Annotated in this window: 15 protein-coding genes; 5 read left to right on the forward strand and 10 right to left on the reverse strand. The window is 34.7% G+C overall.

Annotated features, from left to right (window positions below):
* The first annotated feature begins 29 nt into the window (after positions 1–29).
* The gene (locus QYS49_RS01370) at positions 30–827 is read left to right on the forward strand and encodes an inositol monophosphatase family protein (protein WP_308349833.1); all 798 of its coding nucleotides are present in this window, start codon (positions 30–32) and stop codon (positions 825–827) included.
* On the forward strand, positions 812–1,321 hold the full coding sequence (locus QYS49_RS01375) for a hypothetical protein (protein WP_308349834.1): 510 nt from the start codon (positions 812–814) through the stop codon (positions 1,319–1,321). Before QYS49_RS01370 ends, QYS49_RS01375 begins: the two co-directional genes overlap by 16 nt.
* A gap of 55 nt (positions 1,322–1,376) precedes the next feature.
* Here QYS49_RS01375 and QYS49_RS01380 read toward each other — a convergent pair whose 3' ends face one another.
* Together QYS49_RS01380 and QYS49_RS01385 are read right to left on the reverse strand one after the other, a co-directional pair.
* Positions 1,377–1,580 (reverse strand): hypothetical protein, encoded by a 204-nt coding sequence (locus QYS49_RS01380; protein WP_308349835.1) that lies wholly within the window; start codon positions 1,578–1,580, stop codon positions 1,377–1,379.
* A gap of 11 nt (positions 1,581–1,591) precedes the next feature.
* Positions 1,592–3,064, reverse strand: coding sequence for a M28 family peptidase (locus QYS49_RS01385; RefSeq protein ID WP_308349836.1), 1,473 nt, complete (start codon positions 3,062–3,064; stop codon positions 1,592–1,594).
* A gap of 138 nt (positions 3,065–3,202) precedes the next feature.
* On the opposite strand from QYS49_RS01385, the gene gcvP reads away from it, so the two are divergent.
* Positions 3,203–6,115, forward strand: coding sequence for an aminomethyl-transferring glycine dehydrogenase (gene gcvP / locus QYS49_RS01390; RefSeq protein ID WP_308349837.1), 2,913 nt, complete (start codon positions 3,203–3,205; stop codon positions 6,113–6,115).
* Between the two features lie 153 nt (positions 6,116–6,268).
* Here gcvP and secDF read toward each other — a convergent pair whose 3' ends face one another.
* From secDF to gldD, 4 genes are all read right to left on the reverse strand, one after another.
* Complete coding sequence (gene secDF / locus QYS49_RS01395) at positions 6,269–9,268, reverse strand: protein translocase subunit SecDF (RefSeq protein ID WP_308349838.1); 3,000 nt, start codon at positions 9,266–9,268, stop codon at positions 6,269–6,271.
* Between the two features lie 130 nt (positions 9,269–9,398).
* Positions 9,399–9,749 (reverse strand): hypothetical protein, encoded by a 351-nt coding sequence (locus tag QYS49_RS01400; protein WP_308349839.1) that lies wholly within the window; start codon positions 9,747–9,749, stop codon positions 9,399–9,401.
* Positions 9,750–10,143: 394 nt separating this feature from the next.
* The gene (gene recG / locus QYS49_RS01405) at positions 10,144–12,237 is read right to left on the reverse strand and encodes an ATP-dependent DNA helicase RecG (RefSeq protein WP_308349840.1); all 2,094 of its coding nucleotides are present in this window, start codon (positions 12,235–12,237) and stop codon (positions 10,144–10,146) included.
* A gap of 1 nt (position 12,238) precedes the next feature.
* Complete coding sequence (gene gldD, locus QYS49_RS01410) at positions 12,239–12,820, reverse strand: gliding motility lipoprotein GldD (RefSeq protein WP_308349841.1); 582 nt, start codon at positions 12,818–12,820, stop codon at positions 12,239–12,241.
* A gap of 138 nt (positions 12,821–12,958) precedes the next feature.
* On the opposite strand from gldD, the gene QYS49_RS01415 reads away from it, so the two are divergent.
* Positions 12,959–14,380 (forward strand): pyridoxal phosphate-dependent decarboxylase family protein, encoded by a 1,422-nt coding sequence (locus QYS49_RS01415; protein WP_308349842.1) that lies wholly within the window; start codon positions 12,959–12,961, stop codon positions 14,378–14,380.
* A gap of 4 nt (positions 14,381–14,384) precedes the next feature.
* Here the strand turns inward: QYS49_RS01415 and QYS49_RS01420 are convergent, their stop codons facing one another.
* Both QYS49_RS01420 and QYS49_RS01425 read right to left on the reverse strand, forming a co-directional pair.
* Complete coding sequence (locus QYS49_RS01420) at positions 14,385–15,197, reverse strand: ABC transporter permease (protein ID WP_308349843.1); 813 nt, start codon at positions 15,195–15,197, stop codon at positions 14,385–14,387.
* Positions 15,184–15,897 carry an ABC transporter ATP-binding protein gene (locus QYS49_RS01425; RefSeq protein WP_308349844.1) on the reverse strand — a complete coding sequence of 238 codons (714 nt, stop codon included), beginning with the start codon at positions 15,895–15,897 and terminating at the stop codon, positions 15,184–15,186. The genes QYS49_RS01420 and QYS49_RS01425 overlap by 14 nt, the downstream gene beginning before the upstream one ends.
* Before the next feature lie 266 nt (positions 15,898–16,163).
* Between QYS49_RS01425 and QYS49_RS01430 the strand changes: the two genes are divergently transcribed.
* Positions 16,164–16,706 (forward strand): hypothetical protein, encoded by a 543-nt coding sequence (locus tag QYS49_RS01430; protein ID WP_308349845.1) that lies wholly within the window; start codon positions 16,164–16,166, stop codon positions 16,704–16,706.
* Here QYS49_RS01430 and QYS49_RS01435 read toward each other — a convergent pair.
* Together QYS49_RS01435 and QYS49_RS01440 are read right to left on the reverse strand one after the other, a co-directional pair.
* A complete protein-coding gene (locus QYS49_RS01435; protein WP_308349846.1) occupies positions 16,703–17,467 on the reverse strand; it encodes a hypothetical protein in 765 nt (254 codons plus the stop codon). The two genes, QYS49_RS01430 and QYS49_RS01435, sit on opposite strands and share 4 nt — an antisense overlap.
* Positions 17,468–17,551: 84 nt before the next feature.
* On the reverse strand, positions 17,552–20,560 hold the full coding sequence (locus QYS49_RS01440; RefSeq protein ID WP_308349847.1) for an ATP-binding cassette domain-containing protein: 3,009 nt from the start codon (positions 20,558–20,560) through the stop codon (positions 17,552–17,554).
* Positions 20,561–20,669 lie beyond the last annotated feature (109 nt).

The following is a 20,669-nucleotide window of genomic DNA, read 5'->3' on the forward strand; positions in this document are numbered from 1 at the left end:
AGATTTTATATAAATATAAAATTAAACTGATGAAATTAACAAGCATCCACCAAGAAGCCATAAAACTAGTTAAAGAAGTTGGCGAGTTTATAAGGAATGAATCCGAAAATTTCAATACCGATAAAGTAGAACACAAAGGCTTTAATGATTTGGTCAGCTATGTGGATAAGGAGGCCGAGAAACGATTAGTGGAAGGTTTAGGAGAAATTCTCCCTGAATCAGGTTTTATTGCTGAAGAAGGTACTTCAAATAAGCAGGGTGAAGAATATAATTGGATTATAGATCCTTTGGATGGCACTACCAATTTTGTTCACGGTCTGCCCGTTTATTCCATCAGCGTTGCTTTGCAACAAAATGATAAGATTGTATCCGGAATTGTACTGGAAATTAACAGAGATGAATGTTTTGAAGCGGTGAAAGGTGAATCTTCTAAATTAAACGGTAAACCTATATCAGTATCAAAGAATATTAACTTATCTCAAAGCTTAATAGCTACAGGTTTTCCTTACAATGATTTTGATAAGATGGATGATTACTTATCCATCTTAAAATATTTAATGCAAAACAGCCACGGATTAAGAAGGTTTGGCAGTGCTGCCGTTGATTTAGCCTATGTAGCCTGTGGAAGATATGAAGCCTACTTTGAATACAATCTGAATGAATGGGATGTGGCGGCCGGAGCCTTTATTGTACAACAAGCAGGAGGCAAAGTAAGCAGATTTAATGGTGATGATGATTTCATTTATGGCAGAGAAATAATGTCTTGCTCCTCAGATATTTACGATGAACTATTAACTATTCTCCAGGACCGATGGAAGCACAATTAGAAGTAGAAGGAAAAAGAATAAATTTAGGCGCAGGCAGGACAGATATCTCAGAAAAAAATGGTAGGATTTTTAATTTCATTGCGGGTTTCTTATTTCTAGCAATGACTATAATTATTATACCTAAATTATTAAATGAATCAGAATCAAATTTTGCTGATAAATTGCTACCACTTTTGTATCTCGCTATAGCAATTTTTTATTTGGGTAAAGCTAGTATTGCTCAATCCAAAACTTCTAAGTATGCTCCGCATTTCATTGTTTCTGAAAATGTCATGAAAATCAAAACAAGTGTTTTTAAAAAATCTGAATTCATTAATTGGGATGATGTGAAGAAAGTTGAATTCGGTAAATATAAAATTGGAATAAAGGATAAGGCTGGCTTGCAATATTACCCTTATAAAACTCGCAAGGAAACTTCAATAGAATTGAAAAACTCAATAAAAGCTATCGCTCAACAAAAAGGAATAGAAGTAGAAAATTCGTTAAAAAGATAAGCTAGTTGAATTAACCAGCTTATCTTTTTTTAATATTAATAATACCTAAGCTTTTTTAACTTCCGGTACAAACCCAGTCTTGATCATAGGCTTGACCTTGATCTTTTAAATCATCTTCATATTCTTGTACTTCATCAGGAGAGCCACAAAATTCAGTAGTGACATCATCATTTTGTTCAGTACAAGTAGTACATACTTCCACTAAGCCACAAGAACTTATTAAAAGTATTAAAGCAAGGGTTGATAGTTTGGTTTTCATAGTGCTATTATTTACTCTTTATTATCTTCTTTTTCCTCTTCCTCTTCAGGATCTATTGCCGGTCTTTCGTCTCGGTTTGCTATTTCCCAAGTAGTATAGAATACTAAATCAGTTCTCTTTTTTAATAAATCAAATTCAATTTTATCCACTGTATCTGTATGCTGATGATAATCTGGATGAGTCCCGTTAAAATAGAAGATGATCGGAACACCATTTTTTGCAAAGTTCCAATGATCTGATCGATAATAAATTCTATCAGGATGATCTTCGGCATTATAGGTGTAATCTAAATCTAATTTAGTGTAATTTGCATTCATCGCCTCACTGATTTCATGTAATTCAGTTGAGATTCTATCAGACCCAATCAAATATACAAATTCTCTATCATCCATATGAACAGAATCAACTCTACCGATCATATCTATATTCAAATTCGTTACCGTATTTTCTAATGGGAAAACAGGATTCTCAGCATAGTGAGCCGAACCTAATAAACCTTTTTCTTCACCAGTTACTGGCATAAATAAAATACTTCTTTTAGGGCCATGTCCATCTTCTTTCGCTTTCACAAATGCTTCAGCTATTTCCAAAATAGCAGTTGTTCCAGAAGCATCATCATCTGCGCCATTATATACTTTTCCATCTTGAATGCCCACATGATCATAATGTGCAGTCAGAACAATTAATTCTTCTTTCTTCTCAGTTCCTTCCAAATAGCCTAACACATTTTCAGTTTCCATTATCTCGGTATTTATTTCTGCAAACAACTCAGCAGAAGCAGTATCTCCAATTTTCAATTCAGAAATTGGTTTACCAAAAACATCCTCCGCTAACTCATTATACAGCACTACGCTAGCTAACCCTTCTTTTGAAGGCTCCGTTCTAGATAAAGAACCATGAGTTGCGTAATATTTCCCATAACGCAAAACCATGTCCATTTTGCTGCTGTCTTCTGCAAAAATAATTGCTCCCTTTGCTCCAAGGTCTTCAATAACTTTTAATGTTGGAGTGAATTGCCCTTCAGCTTGAAAAGCTAAAAATTTACCTTCTGCCTCTATATTTTTTAAATCTTCTTCTTGAGCCTTATTTACATATACTAAATCAATTTTATTTTTTTCAAAAGGAACATTTGCCCAATAAACCATTTGATCAAGGTTCTGAACAGTTTTACCATTCACCACCAATTCAGCCTTTCCTCTATAAGTTTGATATAAATTAAACTTTTGAAAATAAGAACCATCAACAGGAGCTGTTAAGCCTAATGACTCAAATTGATTTTTAAGATAATCAGCTGCCATTTTTTGTCCCTTTTTCCCAGTTTCTCTGCCCTCTAAAGAATCAGAGGCTAAAAGGGTTAAATGCTCGGTTAAATCTTCATGTGTAATCGTTTTGGCATACTTTCTAGCTTGCTTTTCCATTACTTGAGCTGATAACAGACTGACAGCCATAAAACTCATGATTAGAGTGGAGAAAAAAGTCTTCATAATTAAGGGTTTAAAGGTAAATTTATTTAAATTTTTTACTGTTTATTGAACAAAATTCCTAAATAATATATTGTACTTTTGTGGCACGAAACAGTACGTGAATATCTAAAATATTTATTAAAGATACTTTCTAATATTATGAAATTAAACCCGCTGTACCAAGAAAGATTTGATGTGAGGCATAATGCACCGGATAATCAGCAAATATCAGAGATGCTGAAAACGGTAAAAGCCGATTCCTTAGAACATCTTATTGATGAAACCATCCCAAAAGCTATTCAGCTTAAGAAGGATTTAAACCTACCTGAGGCTCAAACTGAGTTTGAATTTTTAGAGTCTTTCAAAGAGATTGCTCAGAAAAATCAAATTTTTAGGTCTTACATCGGGTTAGGGTATTACAATACGCATACACCTGGAGTTATTCAAAGAAATATTTTGGAAAACCCGGGTTGGTATACTGCTTATACTCCGTATCAGGCTGAAATTGCACAAGGTAGATTGGAAGCTTTGATTAATTTTCAAACTATGGTCATTGATTTGACCGGAATGGAAATTGCAAATGCTTCTCTTTTAGATGAAGGTACTGCTGCTGCTGAAGCTATGAGTATGTTCTACGGTTTAAGAAAAGGAAAGAAAAAATCTGCTAAGGTTTTCTTTGTTGATGAAAATACTTTCCCGCAAACCATCGATATTCTTAAAACAAGAGCTAATCCGATGGGAATTGAGTTGAGGTTTGCTGATTTATCTCAATTAGATGTAACAGATCCTGATATTTTCGGATTTTATGCTCAACAAATAAACCTAAAAGGTGAAGTAAATGATCTTAAACCAATCATTGAAGCAGCCACTGAAAATAACATCCATTCCACTATTGGGGCAGATTTATTGGCTTTAACTTTATTGACTCCTCCAGGTGAAATGGGAGCTGATTGTGTAGTAGGTACATCACAACGATTCGGAATTCCATTAGGCTATGGTGGACCACATGCCGCTTATTTTGCTACTAGAGAGGCTTACAAAAGACAAGTTCCAGGTAGAATCATTGGCGTATCTATAGATAAAGAAGGGAATAAAGCCTACAGAATGGCGCTTCAAACTAGAGAGCAACATATTAAAAAAGAAAAAGCAACTTCTAATATTTGTACTGCTCAAGTATTGTTAGCCATCATGTCTGGTATGTTTGGTGTTTATCACGGTCCTGTTGGATTGAAAAAAATTGCAGTGAGAACTCATTCTCTTGCTAAATTATTGGCTAATGCCCTTACATCCTTAGGTTATGAAGTAAGTAATAAAAATTTCTTCGATACTATTACAATTCAGCTTGAGTCTGAAAAATTAAGAGAAAAACTTCACTCTTTATTATACGAAAGAAAAATCAATCTTAATTTAAGCGGAACACATACTGTTTCGATTGCATTAAATGAAACCACTCGTATTCATGATATAAAAGAGTTGATCGAAATTTTCGCTTTGGTAGTGGATGAGGATGCTGATAAATATTCTGTTGAAGATAAAATTAATCAATTAGAATTAGACTGGCCAAAGCAATTGATTCGTGAAAGCAGATTCATGGAGCACCCGATTTTTAATCAGTTTCATGCTGAGCACGAAATGTTGAGATATATCAAAAGGCTAGAAAATAAGGATTTATCCTTAGTGCATTCTATGATTTCATTGGGCTCTTGCACCATGAAATTAAATGCCACTGCCGAAATGATTCCAATCACATGGCCAGAATTGGCACATATTCATCCTTATGCTCCAAAAGAACAAGCTCTAGGTTATAGAGAAATGTTCATTAAGTTGGAAAATATGTTGACTGAAATCACCGGATTTGCTGCTACTTCTTTGCAGCCTAATTCAGGTGCTCAGGGAGAATATGCCGGTTTGATGGTAATCAGAGCCTATCACCAAAGCAGAGGGGACGATCATAGAAATGTTACTATTATTCCTTCCTCCGCACATGGCACTAACCCTGCAAGTGCAGTTATGGCTGGAATGAAAGTGATCATTACGAAATGTGATGATCAAGGAAACATTGATTTGGATGATTTAAAAGCTAAGGCGGAAGAATATAAAAATAACTTATCTTCCTTGATGGTAACTTACCCTTCAACTCACGGAGTATTTGAGGAAAGTATTCAAGAAATCTGTCAAATCATTCATGATAATGGTGGCCAAGTTTATATGGATGGTGCCAACATGAATGCTCAAGTGGGTTTAACTTCTCCTGCAAATATTGGAGCTGATGTTTGTCATTTGAATTTGCATAAAACATTCTGTATTCCTCACGGTGGTGGCGGACCAGGTATGGGACCAATTTGTGTGGCAGAACATTTAGAAGATTTCTTACCGGGCAATCCTTTAGTACCTACTGGTGGAAACCAAGCTATTACGGCTATTTCAGCAGCACCTTGGGGAAGCGCAAGCATATTAGCGATAAGTTACGCTTACATCTCCATGATGGGCAGCCAAGGGCTTAAAAGAGCTACACAGTTAGCGATATTAAATGCTAATTATATTAAGGAATCATTAGCGGGTAGTTATCCTGTGCTTTACACTAACCAAAAAGGACGTGCTGCCCACGAAATGATTATTGATTGTCGAGCTTTCAAAGAATTTGGTGTTGAAGTAGAAGATATAGCTAAGAGATTGATGGATTATGGATATCACTCTCCTACTGTTTCATTCCCAGTTCCAGGTACAATGATGATTGAGCCTACTGAAAGTGAAAGCAAAATGGAATTGGATAAATTCTGTACTGCTATGATTTCTATTAGAAAGGAAATACAGGAAATAGCAGACGGAAAAGCGGATGCTGAGCAGAACGTATTGAAAAATGCACCTCATACTATGTCGGTAGCATTAGCAGAGAAATGGGAATTGCCTTACTCACGAGAAAAGGCAGTATTTCCATTAGAATCAGTTCGTCAAAGCAAATTCTGGCCAAGTGTTAGCCGAATTGATAGTGCTTATGGCGATAGAAACTTGATGTGTAGTTGTATTCCAGTATCTGAATATGAAGATAAGCCAGAAGAGGCTCTAGCATAGTTTAAATAAGCTTAAAAAGTAAAAAGCCTTTCAGATTAATTTCTGAAAGGCTTTTTTATTGACTTTTATCAAGCTTAATCCTTATTCTTTCCCCACCAGTTGGCGGAGAAAGAAATCGGACTTAAACTAAAACAATATTGAATATTTAACTTATTAAGCTTCTACTGCTTTCTTTTTTCTCTTCGCTAAATCTAATACAACTGGAGTTGCAATAAAGATAGAAGAGTACGTACCTACTAAGATACCAACCAATAAAGCAAAAGAGAATCCTCTTAATACTTCTCCACCGAAAATAAATAGAATTAAAATTACCAATAACGTAGTTAAGGAAGTCATTACAGTTCTGCTTATCGTATTATTGATTGCCGTGTTGAAAGTTTCTTCATTAGTGGCTTTCGATTTAATACCCAAAGTCTCCCTAATCCTATCAAACACTACCACAGTATCGTTAATGGAGTAACCAATAACTGTTAAGATAGCCGCAATAAATACCTGATCGATTTCGAATGAGAAGCCCAGTAATTTTGCTATGGCAAATGCTGACAACACGAATAGAGTATCATGGAACAAGGCCACAACAGCACCTAAACCAAATTGCCACCTTCTAAATCGGATTAGGATGTAGATAAAGATTGCAATTAATGCAAATATTACGGATTCCTGAGATGAGTTTCTAATATCATCGGCAATGGTTGCCCCCACTTTCGAAGAACCGCTAATGGTAAAGTCATTATCACCCATTGCAGATTCAGTTTCCACGTAACTCATTCCGGTTGCTTCCGCTATACCATCAACGATTTTAGTTTTAACTGTATTATCTGCTTCTGTTGATTCTTCATTTACCAAATATGAAGTAGTTACTTTAAGGATATTATTGGCACCATAAGTTTTCACTTCAGTTCCAGCATCTTCCAGTTTTCCATTTAAAGCTACTTTAAGACTAGTAGTTTCAACTTGCTCTGCAAATCTCACTATATAAGAACGACCACCGGTGAAATCAACGCCTAATGTCAATCCTTTAGTAACCATTAATATAATACCAATTGTAATTACTATTCCAGAACCTATATAAGCCATTTTTCTCTTGCTCATAAAGTTGAAATTGATATCGTTCAATAAGTTCTTAGAGAATGGAGTAGCAAATGAGATCTTACTTTGGTCACCTTTTTTGCTCATCCAACTTACAATTACTCTTGTGATAAATACCGCTGAGAAAAATGAACATGCAATACCAATCATTAAGGTAATAGCAAATCCTTTAACAGGTCCTTGTCCTAACCAATATAAAATAGCACCAGTTAAGAAAGTGGTTACGTTAGCATCCACAATTGAACTATAAGCTTTTGAATAACCAGAAGAAATAGCTTTTAATAATGGTGAACCTGCTCGCATTTCCTCTCTGATTCGTTCAAAGATTAGTACGTTGGCATCAATGGACATACCAATTGTCAATACTATACCAGCAATACCTGGCAATGTCAATGCCGCATTCAATTGGGCTAAAATTCCTAAAATAAAGAAGATATTGAAAACTAAAGCTATGTTAGCAATCAAACCACCTTTAGAATAATAGGCAACCATGAAAATCAATACCATACCCAAACCAGCAACAATAGAAATAATTCCTTGTGCTCTAGCTTCTTTACCTAAAGTTGGACCAATGATTGCTTCCTCCACAATTCTAGTTGGAGCTGGTAAAGAACCTGCCTTCAAGATATTAGCTAAATCTTTAGCTTCTTCCATAGTGAAATTTCCCTCAATAATGGACTTACCATTTGGGATTTCTTGGTTTACCCTTGGTGCGGAATACACATAGTTATCTAAAACAATAGCAATTCTATTGTTGATGTTTTCTCTAGTGATTTTCGCCCATTTTCTAGCTCCTGTTGGATCCATGCTCATATCAACAGCCGGCTGACCTCCCTGATCAAATGTTTGTCTTGCATCGTTGACTACCTCGCCTGTTAATAATGCTTGGTTTCCTCTTTGAGTTCTTACTACATATAGTTCTAAAAGCTCAGTTCCATCATCCAATTTTCTTGGTTTTACATCCCATAAAAGTCTTGTGTTTCTTGGGAATAAAGCTTGAATATCTTCTCTTTGAATGATATCATTAATTTTAGATGTATCAGTTATTTCATAAACCAATCCATATTGACTTTTGATTAAGCTGAACAAAGGAGAAACATTTTGTGAATTCTCCAATGAATCAAGATTAGCATTTGTGGTTGTATCAGCCTCTTGTCCTTCAGTAGCAGTAGTATCTGTCTCCTCATCTTGCAATAAGTCTGCTAAATTTCCACTTTCTTCTTGATATGTTTCAGTTGAATCATCAGAACCTAATTCATTTTTCTGATTGGCTTTTTGTTCTGCTACTAATATTTCATTCGCTTCAGAAAGCGCTTCAGATACCTCATTGATTTCAATAACTTGTAAGAACTCCAACTTTGCCACACCTTGAAGTAATTTCTTTACTCTTTCAGGATTATCAACACCTGGTAATTCAATTTGAATTCTACCAGTGTTCTCTAGTTTTTGAATATTAGGTTGAGAAGTACCAAATCTATCAATCCTAGTCCTTAAGATTTCAAAAGAACGATCAATTGCATCATCAACTTCTGAACGAATAATTCTTAATACTTCGCTGTCTTCCGTTTGAAAGCTGATCCTATCTCTGTTAGCAGAAGTAGCAAAGAATTCACTTAATTTCTTGTCAGGGTTTTGTTCCTTAAAAGCTTGGTAAAATAAATCAACAAAGGAGCCCTGACTAGTTTTCTGTCTTTCTTTTGCAGTTTCTAATGCATTAATTAATGCTTCATCTCCATTATTACCGCTTAATCCTTTAATGATATCCACTGGAGAAACTTCCAAAGTCACGTGCATACCACCTTGTAAATCTAGACCTAAGTTTAATTCCATGTCTTGAACTTCCTTATAGGTGAATTCAACCCCTAAAAGGCTATAAACAGGAACATTGTAGACTGAATCTAAAAAACTCTGTCTTTTTGAATAATCAATATTTCCTTCCGCATTAGTAGCGTAAGCTGTGGCATCATCTTTTATGCCGTTTGAAACAAATGTGAATGACAAATAATAGATACATAATAATGTAACTATTGCTGTCATGAACACGATAAATCCTTTGTTTTTCATGTTAATTGTAGTATTTGAAGTGATTTTATAAAACCATGGAATTTCACGGTTTCATATGTTTAATTAATATTAAATTGATTGAATAAATGATCTGAAGAGATCAAAATTTTGAAATGACTAACTTACTATATTAGGGCGCATTTGGTGATATAATGAGCCTAAATAAAGTATAAAAGTAATTTTGATAAGCTTTTTCTACGCATTCAAGTATTGTGAAATCCTCTGTATTGGGATTAGGAATTTCTAACAACAAATCAAATGAATGGAATAAATTGAATTGCATTACTGGCAAAAGCACATCGTAAGCCATCATGCGATATTCCGCTTGTGGCTTTTCTTTTTCGCTTTGCTCTGTTTTCTCAACCTTTTCAGAAATATCAGCAACATAAGGTTGCTGAAAAAATAACAATACAGCCATTGCCAGTCCAAATATTAGACTGCCTGATTGCTTAATTGACCTTATGTTATTTTTCCTTTTCATTCTTAGGGATGCAAATGTAATTAAAAATCAGGAAATTCAATATAAAAAGATAAACTGATCACTTTCCACCACAAAACTTCAGAAGAAAACATATGGTAGCCAAAGGCTACTTGTACTTTAACCACTGAGTTGCACAGAGGATTTCGCAAAGGCCACAAATATTATAATTCTTTACCATGAATTCCTATCTAAAAGGGAATCAAACATACCTTATATATGTTTGATTGAGCTAATTCGTATATTAGAGAGCCTAACAACAGCTTTAGCTGTTCCTTTGTGTTACTTTGTGAAATACTTAGAGAATCTCTGTGGTTAAGAGAAAAGCCTTAGGCTTTCCTTTTGTTATCTCTTATGTTTTTCCCTCGGCCTCACCATTCCAAACATTAAGCGAGTGTCATGAAATTCTGCTCCAATTAAGATTCTTCTTTTTCTGATTTTCAACTTGCTGGCGGATCAAGCTATTTTCTTCCATTTCCAGATTTGGATCCTTAGCAATTATTGCCTGTGCACTTTGTCTTGCAATGGATAAAATGGGTTCATCCTCTCTTAAATCACCAATCAATAAATCTAATTGCCCGCTTTGCTGAGTGCCCATCATATCACCTGGCCCCCTTAAATTCATATCTACTTGAGCAATTTCGAAACCATCGGTAGTACGAACCATAGTTTCAATCCTTGTTCTAGCTTCTTTGCTTAATTTATAACTACTTACCAATACACAATAGGATTGCTCAGCACCACGCCCCACTCTTCCGCGTAACTGATGCAATTGCGCTAATCCAAAACGTTCCGCATTTTCAATTACCATCAATGACGCATTCGGCACATTCACACCCACCTCAATTACAGTAGTAGCCACCATTATTTTGGTTTCTCCTTTTACAAATCGAGCCATTTCAAAATCTTTATCAGCAGCTTTCATTTTTCCATGCACAATGCTGATCGGGTATTCAGGAAATGCCCTTGCTATACTTTCATAGCCATCCATTAAATCTTTCAAATCCAGCTTTTCTGATTCTTCAATCAATGGATAAACCACATAAACTTGCCTGCCTTTTTTTATTTCCTTTTTTAAAAATCCATTTAATTTAAGTCGGTTAGCATCATATTGATGAATAGTTTTGATGGGCTTTCGACCTTTTGGCAATTCATCGATTATGGAAATATCCAAATCTCCATAAACTGACATGGACAGAGTTCTAGGGATTGGTGTGGCAGTCATAATCAAAACGTGAGGTACGAAATTTTCATTCTTTTTCCACAAACGTGCTCTTTGTGCTACGCCATAGCGATGTTGTTCATCCACAATCGCTAAACCTAAATTTTGAAACTGAACTACTTCCTCCAAAAGTGCATGAGTTCCTACCAATATTTTTAACTCGCCCGACTTCAAACTTTCGTGAATTTCTCTTCTTGCTTTGGTTTTGGTAGAACCTGTAAGTAAAGCAATAGTAACCCCAATTTTATCTGCAAATTCTTTTAAGCCTTCATAATGTTGATTGGCTAAAATTTGAGTAGGTGCCATTAAGGCAACTTGTGCCCCGCTGTCAATAGCGATAAGTGCCGAAATAAAAGCAACAATAGTTTTTCCACTTCCCACATCGCCTTGCAGTAAGCGATTCATTTGCTTGCCACTCTTGAAATCTCCAAAAATTTCTTTGATTACTTTCTTCTGAGCATCAGTTAATTCAAATGGTAAATGAGATTGATAAAATTCAGTTAGTAGGTCAGTTTTTTGCAGCAATTGACCTTTGAATTTCTCCAGCCTTACCTTTTTTTGCATCAACAACCGAAGCTGCATAAAAAAGAATTCATCAAACTTCATCCTGAATCGAGCTTTTTGAAGCAACTGCTGATTTTTGGGCACATGAATTTGAACCACGGCATCTTTCTTTGCTAAAAAGCCATACTGCTGCAAAATATGAGCTGGAAGTGTTTCAGGGATTCTGTTGTAAGCTTCTTTTAGTAAAGTTTTCTGAAACTTGAAAATCGCTTTACTGTCTAAATACTTTCTTCTTAAAGTTTCTGATGTTGAATAAACCGGTTGAAGAAATTCATTTTGTGAAACAGCAGGAGTTAGCACTTCCAATTCCGGATGCGCCATAGTGTATTTACTTCCAAAGCGCTTTGGCTGACCATAAACCACATAATCTACCCCAATTTTTAATTTAGGGCTGATCCAATTAATCCCACTAAACCAAACCAATTCTATGGTACCGGTTTCATCTGCAAATTGTACTGCCAATCGTTGTTTACGTCCAGCACCTACCAACTGCTTTGATCGAATTTGTCCCTTTACTTGTACATTGGACATTTCTCCTTGAAGCTCTCTTACCTTAAAAAACTTCGTTCTGTCTTCATATCGAAAAGGATAATGCTGTAATAAATCGGCATAAGTGAAGATTCCTAACTCCTTATTGATGTGGGCTGCCTTTTGTGGCCCCATCCCTTTCAGAAATTCTATGGGTGTTTTGAAAAAGGAGGTCATCTTAATCCCACTCTAAAGTATTCAAACTATGAATTATATCCTTTTTGACATACTCGATGACTGGCGCCAATGAATCATTTTCTGTTGCGGTTCTAAAATAAAGTGCTCCTCTCAGAAAATTCTCAGTGGAATCGGTAGTGTAAAATTGAAACTGACTTGGTACATCTCCTTTCAATTCGGCTACCGAGACTTTTTTCCCAGTTGGGGTCATTAAAATTGTTTCTTGTATGGAACTAGCTTTGATTTGATGTTTTGTTGTTAATTTATATGCATCATCAATATTGGTTCTTAAGCTATCTCGATTATTATTGAGAGATTTGTAAGTGATATGAACCTCAGCTATAAATTCTGGATAGAACAAGGCAAACCAATATCGTCCCCTGTTATAGGATGAATCGGGTAATATTTTAGCATGAGCAGAATACTCAAAACTATAAGGAAATGAATCGGGTAAAGCTTTATATTCATGATCGGGCAAATCAATTCTATTATAACCATTGGGTTTAGGATAATAATCCGCTTCGCAAGCCAAAAATAAAATAGAGATGACAACAGACAGAATAATAGTTTTGAATAAATTCATAGAACAAATTTAAGGGCTTAAGTTAATCATAAATATAAATTGAGGAAAGATTTTGAGTAATGAGCTTATTTTTCAGGATGTGTAGTTTAAGCAAGTTCGTTTTTCTTTAAATTTAGACCTTTAATAGCAAGTTTTATTATGACCTCAGACGAATTTAGAAAGCATGCCCACTCCATGGTTGATTGGATGGCGGATTATTTAGATAATGTAGAACAATATCCGGTTATGGCTCAGGTAAAGCCAGGAGATATTAAAGCTAAAATTCCCGAAAGCTTTTCTGAAGAACCAGAGCAATTTGAAAAGATTTTCAAAGATTTTGAGGATAAAATTATGCCCGGCATCACCCACTGGGAAAGCCCAAATTTCTTTGCCTATTTTCCGGCATCAAAAAGTAAGCCTTCTATTTTAGGTGAAATGCTGATGAGTACTTTAGGCACTCAAGGAATGGTGTGGCTTACCTCCCCAGCTGCCACCGAATTAGAAGATCGCATGATGGAATGGATGCGCGATTTGTTAGGCTTATCAACTGATTGGACTGGCTCCATTCAAGATACTGCCTCCACAGGTACATTTAATGCGCTCATAACCGCCAGAGAAAAAGCTTCTGGTTTTCAGATCAATGAAAAAGGCTTTGCAGGCATGCCGAAATATCGAATTTATGCATCCGAACAAGCACATAGCTCCATAGATAAAAATGTGAAAATAGCCGGTTTTGGTTATGAAAACCTGGTCAAGATCCCAGTGGATAAAAATTTCGCTATGATTCCAGAGGAGTTAGAGAAAGCAATTGAAAATGATCTTGCCTCAGGATTTCAACCATTATTTGTTTTAGGTGCAATGGGCACAACCGGCACTACGGCTGTAGATCCTTTAGATGAAATCGGAGCTATTTCTCAAAAGTATAAACTTTGGTTTCATGTGGATGCCGCCTATTCTGGTGCAGCATTGATCTGTCCTGAAATGCGTTGGATGAGCAAAGGCATGGAATTGGCAGACAGCATGGTTTTTAATCCGCATAAATGGTTATTTGTAAACTTTGATTGTAGTCTATATTATGTAAAAGATCCAAAATCATTAACTCAAGCATATAGCATAACTCCAGAATATTTAAAAACAGATTTAGATCATGAGGTAAATAATTATCGTGATTGGCATATTCAGCTAGGCAGAAGATTTAGAGCCTTGAAATTATGGTTTATGTTGAGAAGCTTTGGAGCAGAAAATTTAAGAACTATTATAAGAAATCATTGCGAATGGGCACAATGGTTGAAAACTGACATTGAAGCATCTGAAAATTTTGAAATGCTGGCTCCAGTTTCTGTTAATTTGCTTTGCTTTCGATATAATGATCGCAAAATGAATGAGGAAGAGTTGAATACATTCAATGAGAAATTATTGAAAAGCATAAATACTACCGGTAAAATCTTCATCACCCACACCAAACTAAATGGAAAATACACCTTAAGATTAGTAGGCGGTCATCCCGATTTGAAAAAAGATCATTTGGAACGGGCTTGGGAGCTCATTAAAGAAATATCCAAATCTATTAAGATTACATAAACCCCTATTTCTTTGATTTCTCTCTTATAAAATATATCAATAATGAAAAAATAATGATGTAGAGTACGTTTATTTTATGAAAATCAATACTCGGGAATGATTGTAAACGCATTCGAATTGGATTTCCATTTGAATAGTAAATACTATTTTCATATAATGGATAGATCATAAGATTAAAAACATCCGGGATTATCAACATTGTTAATAAAGGCAGAATAATGATCAAACTCATAAAAACTGTGAAATTTTTAATTAGTAATGATAACAGATAATAGAAAGCACAAAGACTTATAAGATAAGGGAAATATCGAGGTATAAACTTTATTAAATAGAAGTGAGAACGTTTTTCAGGATCAATTTGAAATTCCGGCTTTAAAATAAATGTGAGTTCTGAAAATAGTATAATAAATAAGCCTGCAATCAAGCAGAAGAGTATCGAGATAAGGATTAAGCTTAAGATTTTTATTGCATCAAAATTAAAAAGTGAATAGGGCGAACGATTTAGCAATGAATACCCATTGGCAGCTATTTCCATATAAATGGAACTTGCGACAATCAAACCAATTAAAGAAGGAAGTAAAAAAGACAATATAGAAATATAACCATCGTACACATAAAGCCATTTATTTGAAAAACCTGATTGCCCAAACATCATATTAAATCTCTGTTCACTTAGATTAATTTGATTGATAAACATACCAGTTAGCAGCACCACTAATATTCCAAAAATAATCCACAGAGGCTTGTATTTTCTGATTTTATAGAACTCAGTAAGAAGAAGTGTTTTTTGAGTGTTTAGTTGATTAACAGTATTCATTATAAATAGAATTGATAGTTAGCGGTTCATTACTTGCTTTTAAGGTTTGATGGAATACAACCTTCCCTTTTTTAAGGGCTAGGATTTCAGGCTGAAGTTTATCTAAAAAATCAAAGTTGTGGCTTGCAATAAGAAAGCTAACCTCATGATTCTGATTTAATTTTTTTATCAAGGCTATTAAATCTTTCACCCCAGCTTGATCAAGCCCGTTGGTAGGCTCATCCAATAGAATAAGTTCTGGTTTATGAAGAAAAGCAATACCTAATCCAAGCCTTTGTTTCATCCCCATCGAGATGGCTTTCACTTTTTTATCTTTCTCATCGGATAAATCAATAATATCCAGTATTTCCGACACTCTGTTTTCTTTTAATTGGTAAAGTTTAGCCACATAAATCAAGTTTTCTTTTATGCTTAAATGAGGATAAACACAGGCATTACCAATTAATGAGCCCAATATCTGATTGTAAACAGATTTTGGGTAGAGTAAAATATTCTTTTCATTAAGGCGGACTATGCCTTTATGATTGGTATAAGTTTTTGATAAAATATTGATAAGGGAGGTTTTGCCACTTCCATTTTCTCCGATTACACTCAAAATTGAATTCTTATTCATTGTAAAATTGAGGTCTTCCAAAATATGTTGGTTTCCTATTGATAAGGATAAATCTTTTATGCTTAAAATAGCGGTGGTGGACTCCATAAATTCAAGCTTCTTGTTTTAAGGTGATAAGAATCTTTATAGTTACAGGGCAATTATAATAAATGATTTTTTAAATTACTAATTATTTAGTTTATGATTCAGATTTATTAATTAAGAATCCTGATTTCTTTAAGTTTATTGTATTTAGTTGAATTTTAGCTATTTAAAATAGCTATATCTAAGGATAGCCCATGGTGCCAATAGGTTATAGGGCGAAAAAATAAGCTAAATTTAAACTTGAATACCTATTTTCAGTTTCCTTTAGCATGAAGAAATTTATTTTACTTTTCTTTTTATCCTGCATGGCTTGCTCGGTTAATACTTCCAAAAAGGTAGAGTTGGAAAAGCTAAGATTCAGTTATACTGATGATGCTTACATATTTTTCAGAAATATGAGACAATCTCAATATGATTTGGAAGTGATGGAAGAAGGTGGCTGGCGAATTTACAGGCATGAAGACCGACAAGAAGATACAACAGATTTTTATTTCAATGTCACATTAGTTGTGAATTGGCGAGTGAATAGAGTTTATCCTATAATAGAAATGACAGAGCGTTATAAAAAAGAAGGACTAACTGTAAAATGGAAAGCCTTGGAATCTGAAAATAGTGGAGAGATCAAATTAGAAGGAAATCGAAGAAGAGATGAAATGCTATTTGTTACCAAACTCTACAACAAAATGACAGAAGAAGTGGAGTTTTTTATCTCAATTGGGAATAAAAAAACTCCGCTTTTTCCTAATACTGACGCTAAAGAAGCCTTTAGAATTAGCTTATATGATTTTTATCGGATGACAGCTTTACTTTAAAACTCCTCAAAAACACCATCATCCCATTCCTGCGCTACTTTAATATTCCCCAGTTCTCGCTCATCCCTGCCTGATGAAAGCATAATATCGCCATATTCCTGATAATCAGTCCAAACATTTTGAAAACTAGCAGCACTGTCAGACGCATTTCTAAAGTAATCCCATTGCAGTAATAAATGAGATTGAGGATCGATATAAGCTTTATATTTATTTTGAGGAGTAAATCCTACTTTCTCAAAAGTAAGGCTGATCACTTCAGCTTCTTCTCCATTTTTGGTAGTGTCTTGTCCAACATATTTTAATTGCACACCAGGATCTTTTAATTTAAAAGGGAAAACCAGCCAATAAGAATCATTCACCCAAATTTGCTTTCCTCTTTCAATGTATTTAGCTAAAGAATCAGCTTTCGTCAATTCTCTTTCTCCAATTTTCACTCTACCTGTATCTTGATTGATATTAATCAAATAAGTAGACTCTTGACCTGGAAAATCGATTCGTACATTGCCAGTGTATTTATCCCATATCAAATCACGAGCTCCTAGAAAATTCCAGGCGATGTATCGAGTATTATTCCAGTTTTCTTCCCCACCATGAGCTGCTATTACTTTATCAGCAAGCTCAACAGCCTTTTGATCTGATTTAGTAGCATCGAAAGAAGTTGAGTCTTCTTTTGTGGGCTCTTGCTTTTCCTCCGTTTTTTCGGTTGGCTGACAAGCAAATATTGTAAGGATAAATGTGCTAAGTAGTAGTATGTTTTTCATAATCTGTTAATTGATTTTACGCTAAATTGTTTTAATTCTCCTTTGTGAAACTTAGCGTGATCTTCATTTAATTTTGTGGTTAAATCAAAAAGGCTTTTTAAAAGTCACAATTTTCCTTAACACATCATAGTAAAGCGTTACAAATAAAATAATACTCATCAACCATATAACAGCTAAATTAAACTGCAAAGTATTGAAAATATAGCCTGCAAAATATTTCTCACCAGCATAAAACTGAGTTCTGAAATCAAGCACATGATCTGGCTGAGGCTCCATAAACACAGGATAGATTTTTTGAATTAACCTTCCATCATACTCTATAATCCTATTTGGATCATTGGTGTTTTTAACCAAATTGGCTACTGTTTTATTATAGTAGTTATCCCGTAAATATTCGAACTGCTTTTTCTTATCAGGGCTTTGAGTCAACATAAAGATTGCTTTCTCCTTTTTGTTATTCGCTTCATTAAAGAAGTTATTATAAAATCTACCCAGAGTATTTAAAAAGGATTCTGTCTTAATAGCCGTCCAATTATCAAATTTATCCACAGTCAATTTGTGATAGGCATCAAATTTATCTTCTCCTACCACGTCAAGTTCCAATCCTATTTCTCTCCTCAATAAATTCACCGCTTGTTCAAATTCTGGATCTTCTCTATTATCTAAATTATTCTTTAAGAACATCAATTTCGATTTAAGCTTTGGTAAATAATAAACCGTTTTATATTCCGATTGCGCCATTTGCCTTTCTAATTCATAGAATGGCTGTGTATATTCATTGGATTTAAACTGCGCTACCATTGAAGCTTCAAATGCCCAACGAGAAGCCATCAATTCACCAACAAGTGGCACTTGATCAGGAGTAGTTATTTGTGGATTGAGATTATCAAATTTCACCACCACCCCGCTTAAAATTAATTGTGGAATCAACAAAATCGGGATTAAAATATAAATCGTAATGGCTGAATTAAAAGCTGAGGAAATATTCAATCCCAACATATTGGCGAAGCAAGCGGTGGTGAAAAGTATCGCCCAATAAGTTAAACTCATGCCATCAACTTCCAATATCAAATCTCCTATTATGACATATGTAAAAGTTTGAACAGCCGAAAAAAGGAAAAGAATTCCAATTTTTGAGAATAAATAACTGCTTCTGCTCAAATGCAAAAAGGATTCCCGCTTTAATATTTTTCTGTCTTTTATGATTTCCTCAGCACTTACAGTAAGTCCCATAAATAGGGCTACTATAATGCTCATAAAGAAAAAAGCAGGAATATTAAGATTGTCTATAAATAAATATTCGTTCTTTTCATTCTCAGGATAGTACCTGATAATGTAAGCCAAAAGCATTGCTAAAATAGGAGCTTCCAGTAAATTAATTAGTAAATATTGCCTGTTTGCTAATTTGGATTTAAAATCTCTTCGGAAAAATAGTCCAACTTGTTTTGCCCAATTTGGTATTCTTAATTCTGGTTCTGGTAAAGGATCTGGGTTATTGACTTTTGGAATATTAAGTTGGTTTTCAAACAGGCTAAACCATTTTTTAGGACTTATTTTTCTTTCATCCGTGGCTTTTCCATATTCATTCACCACTTTGGTCTCAATGATATTGAAAATCTGCTCAGGATTTACATTTCCGCATTCAATACAAGCCGCCTGATCTTTGTCAATGGTATTAATTTGGTTTTTAAAATAAAGAACGGCTTCAACAGGATTGCCATAATAGATTTGAAAACCACCCACATCCAAAATCACAAGCTTATCAAACATGCGGAAAATGTCAGATGATGGTTGATGAATCACCACAAAAACCATTTTGCCTTTTAGGCTTAGTTCTTTTAGTAAATCCATTATATTTTCTGAATCTCTTGATGAAAGCCCCGAAGTTGGTTCATCCACGAAAAGCACTGAAGGCTCTCTTAGTAATTCCAAGCCAATATTCAGCCTTTTTCTTTGGCCACCACTAATGGTTTTATCTAGAGGTGAGCCTACTTTCAAATGCTTGGTTTCTGATAACCCAAGAGAAGCCAATGTATTGGAAACTAATTCTTCTATTTCTGCTTCTGATTTATCATCAAAACAAAGCTTAGATGCATAATAAAGGTTCTCATAAACAGTTAATTCTTCAATCAGTAAATCATCTTGAGGAACATAACCAATTATTCCTTTAATGGCATCAGGATCTTTATGAATATTAATCCCATTAATTTCAACTTTACCTTCAGAAGGATTTTCATTTCCGTTCAGCACATTCAACAAAGTAGATTTTCCTGAGCCAGAAGCTCCCATCAATCCCACTAATCTTCCTTTGTCTTCTGCTATATTCACATTATGCAGTCCTTTGTGCCCATTAGGAAAAGTAAAACTGATATTTTCTGCAACAAATGAGATATTAGAAGTATTAGTATCTGTTTTATAATGGCTAGCTACATCACTGTAGAATATGGTTTGTGATTTTTCGCCTTTTATAGTACTACCTGAAGGGAAAAGTGTAATAGCATTCTTTCTTAATGGAATACCATTCATATTTAACTGAGCATTCCCTAAGTTTTTCACAAAATACATTTCCGTGCCAGAGAGCTTTAATATCGCCACAAAGCCGTCTAAATGCTCTTCCTGAATAAAATAGGTAGGGTCAGGAACCATATCATTGTTCTCCGCAACTATCAGGAATTTATCGGATTCAAAGTCCTCAATATTTTTTGCTAGGGCAAAGGCTTGAATATAGGCAATGATTTCTGCTGGGAGTTTAATTTTCTCGCTTACATAATCAAGGATTTCTGTTTCTTCATCTGCAATTTCTCCATCTGCGAGAATGAGCTCTATAAGTTGAAGGGCAAGAACTATTTTTTGAGGATAGGTGAATTCTTCATTTATTTTTTTACAGATACGGGCTATTTTTTCATCTCTACCAGTGCCTTCATCTGAATGAGCAAATTCATCGAACATTTTAAGATGGCGTTCTGCTGATTCTTCAGAAAGGGTTTCATTTAGAAACTTTTTTACATTATCTCGCTCGTCTTCCGTAACAGTACCTTCTTTGGCAATTATAGCAAACAATTCCAGTAAGGCTTTTAATAAATTTTCACTCATGGCTTAGCAAAGAATATTAATATAATTAATGAATACAGAATGGATTGGATCAAAACCAAAGAAGGGCGATTGTAAAGGCAATGCCTCTGAAAATCAGCCCTTCTTTAGC

Source organism: Marivirga salinae, assembly GCF_030503855.1.
GTDB classification, from domain to species: domain Bacteria; phylum Bacteroidota; class Bacteroidia; order Cytophagales; family Cyclobacteriaceae; genus Marivirga; species Marivirga salinarum.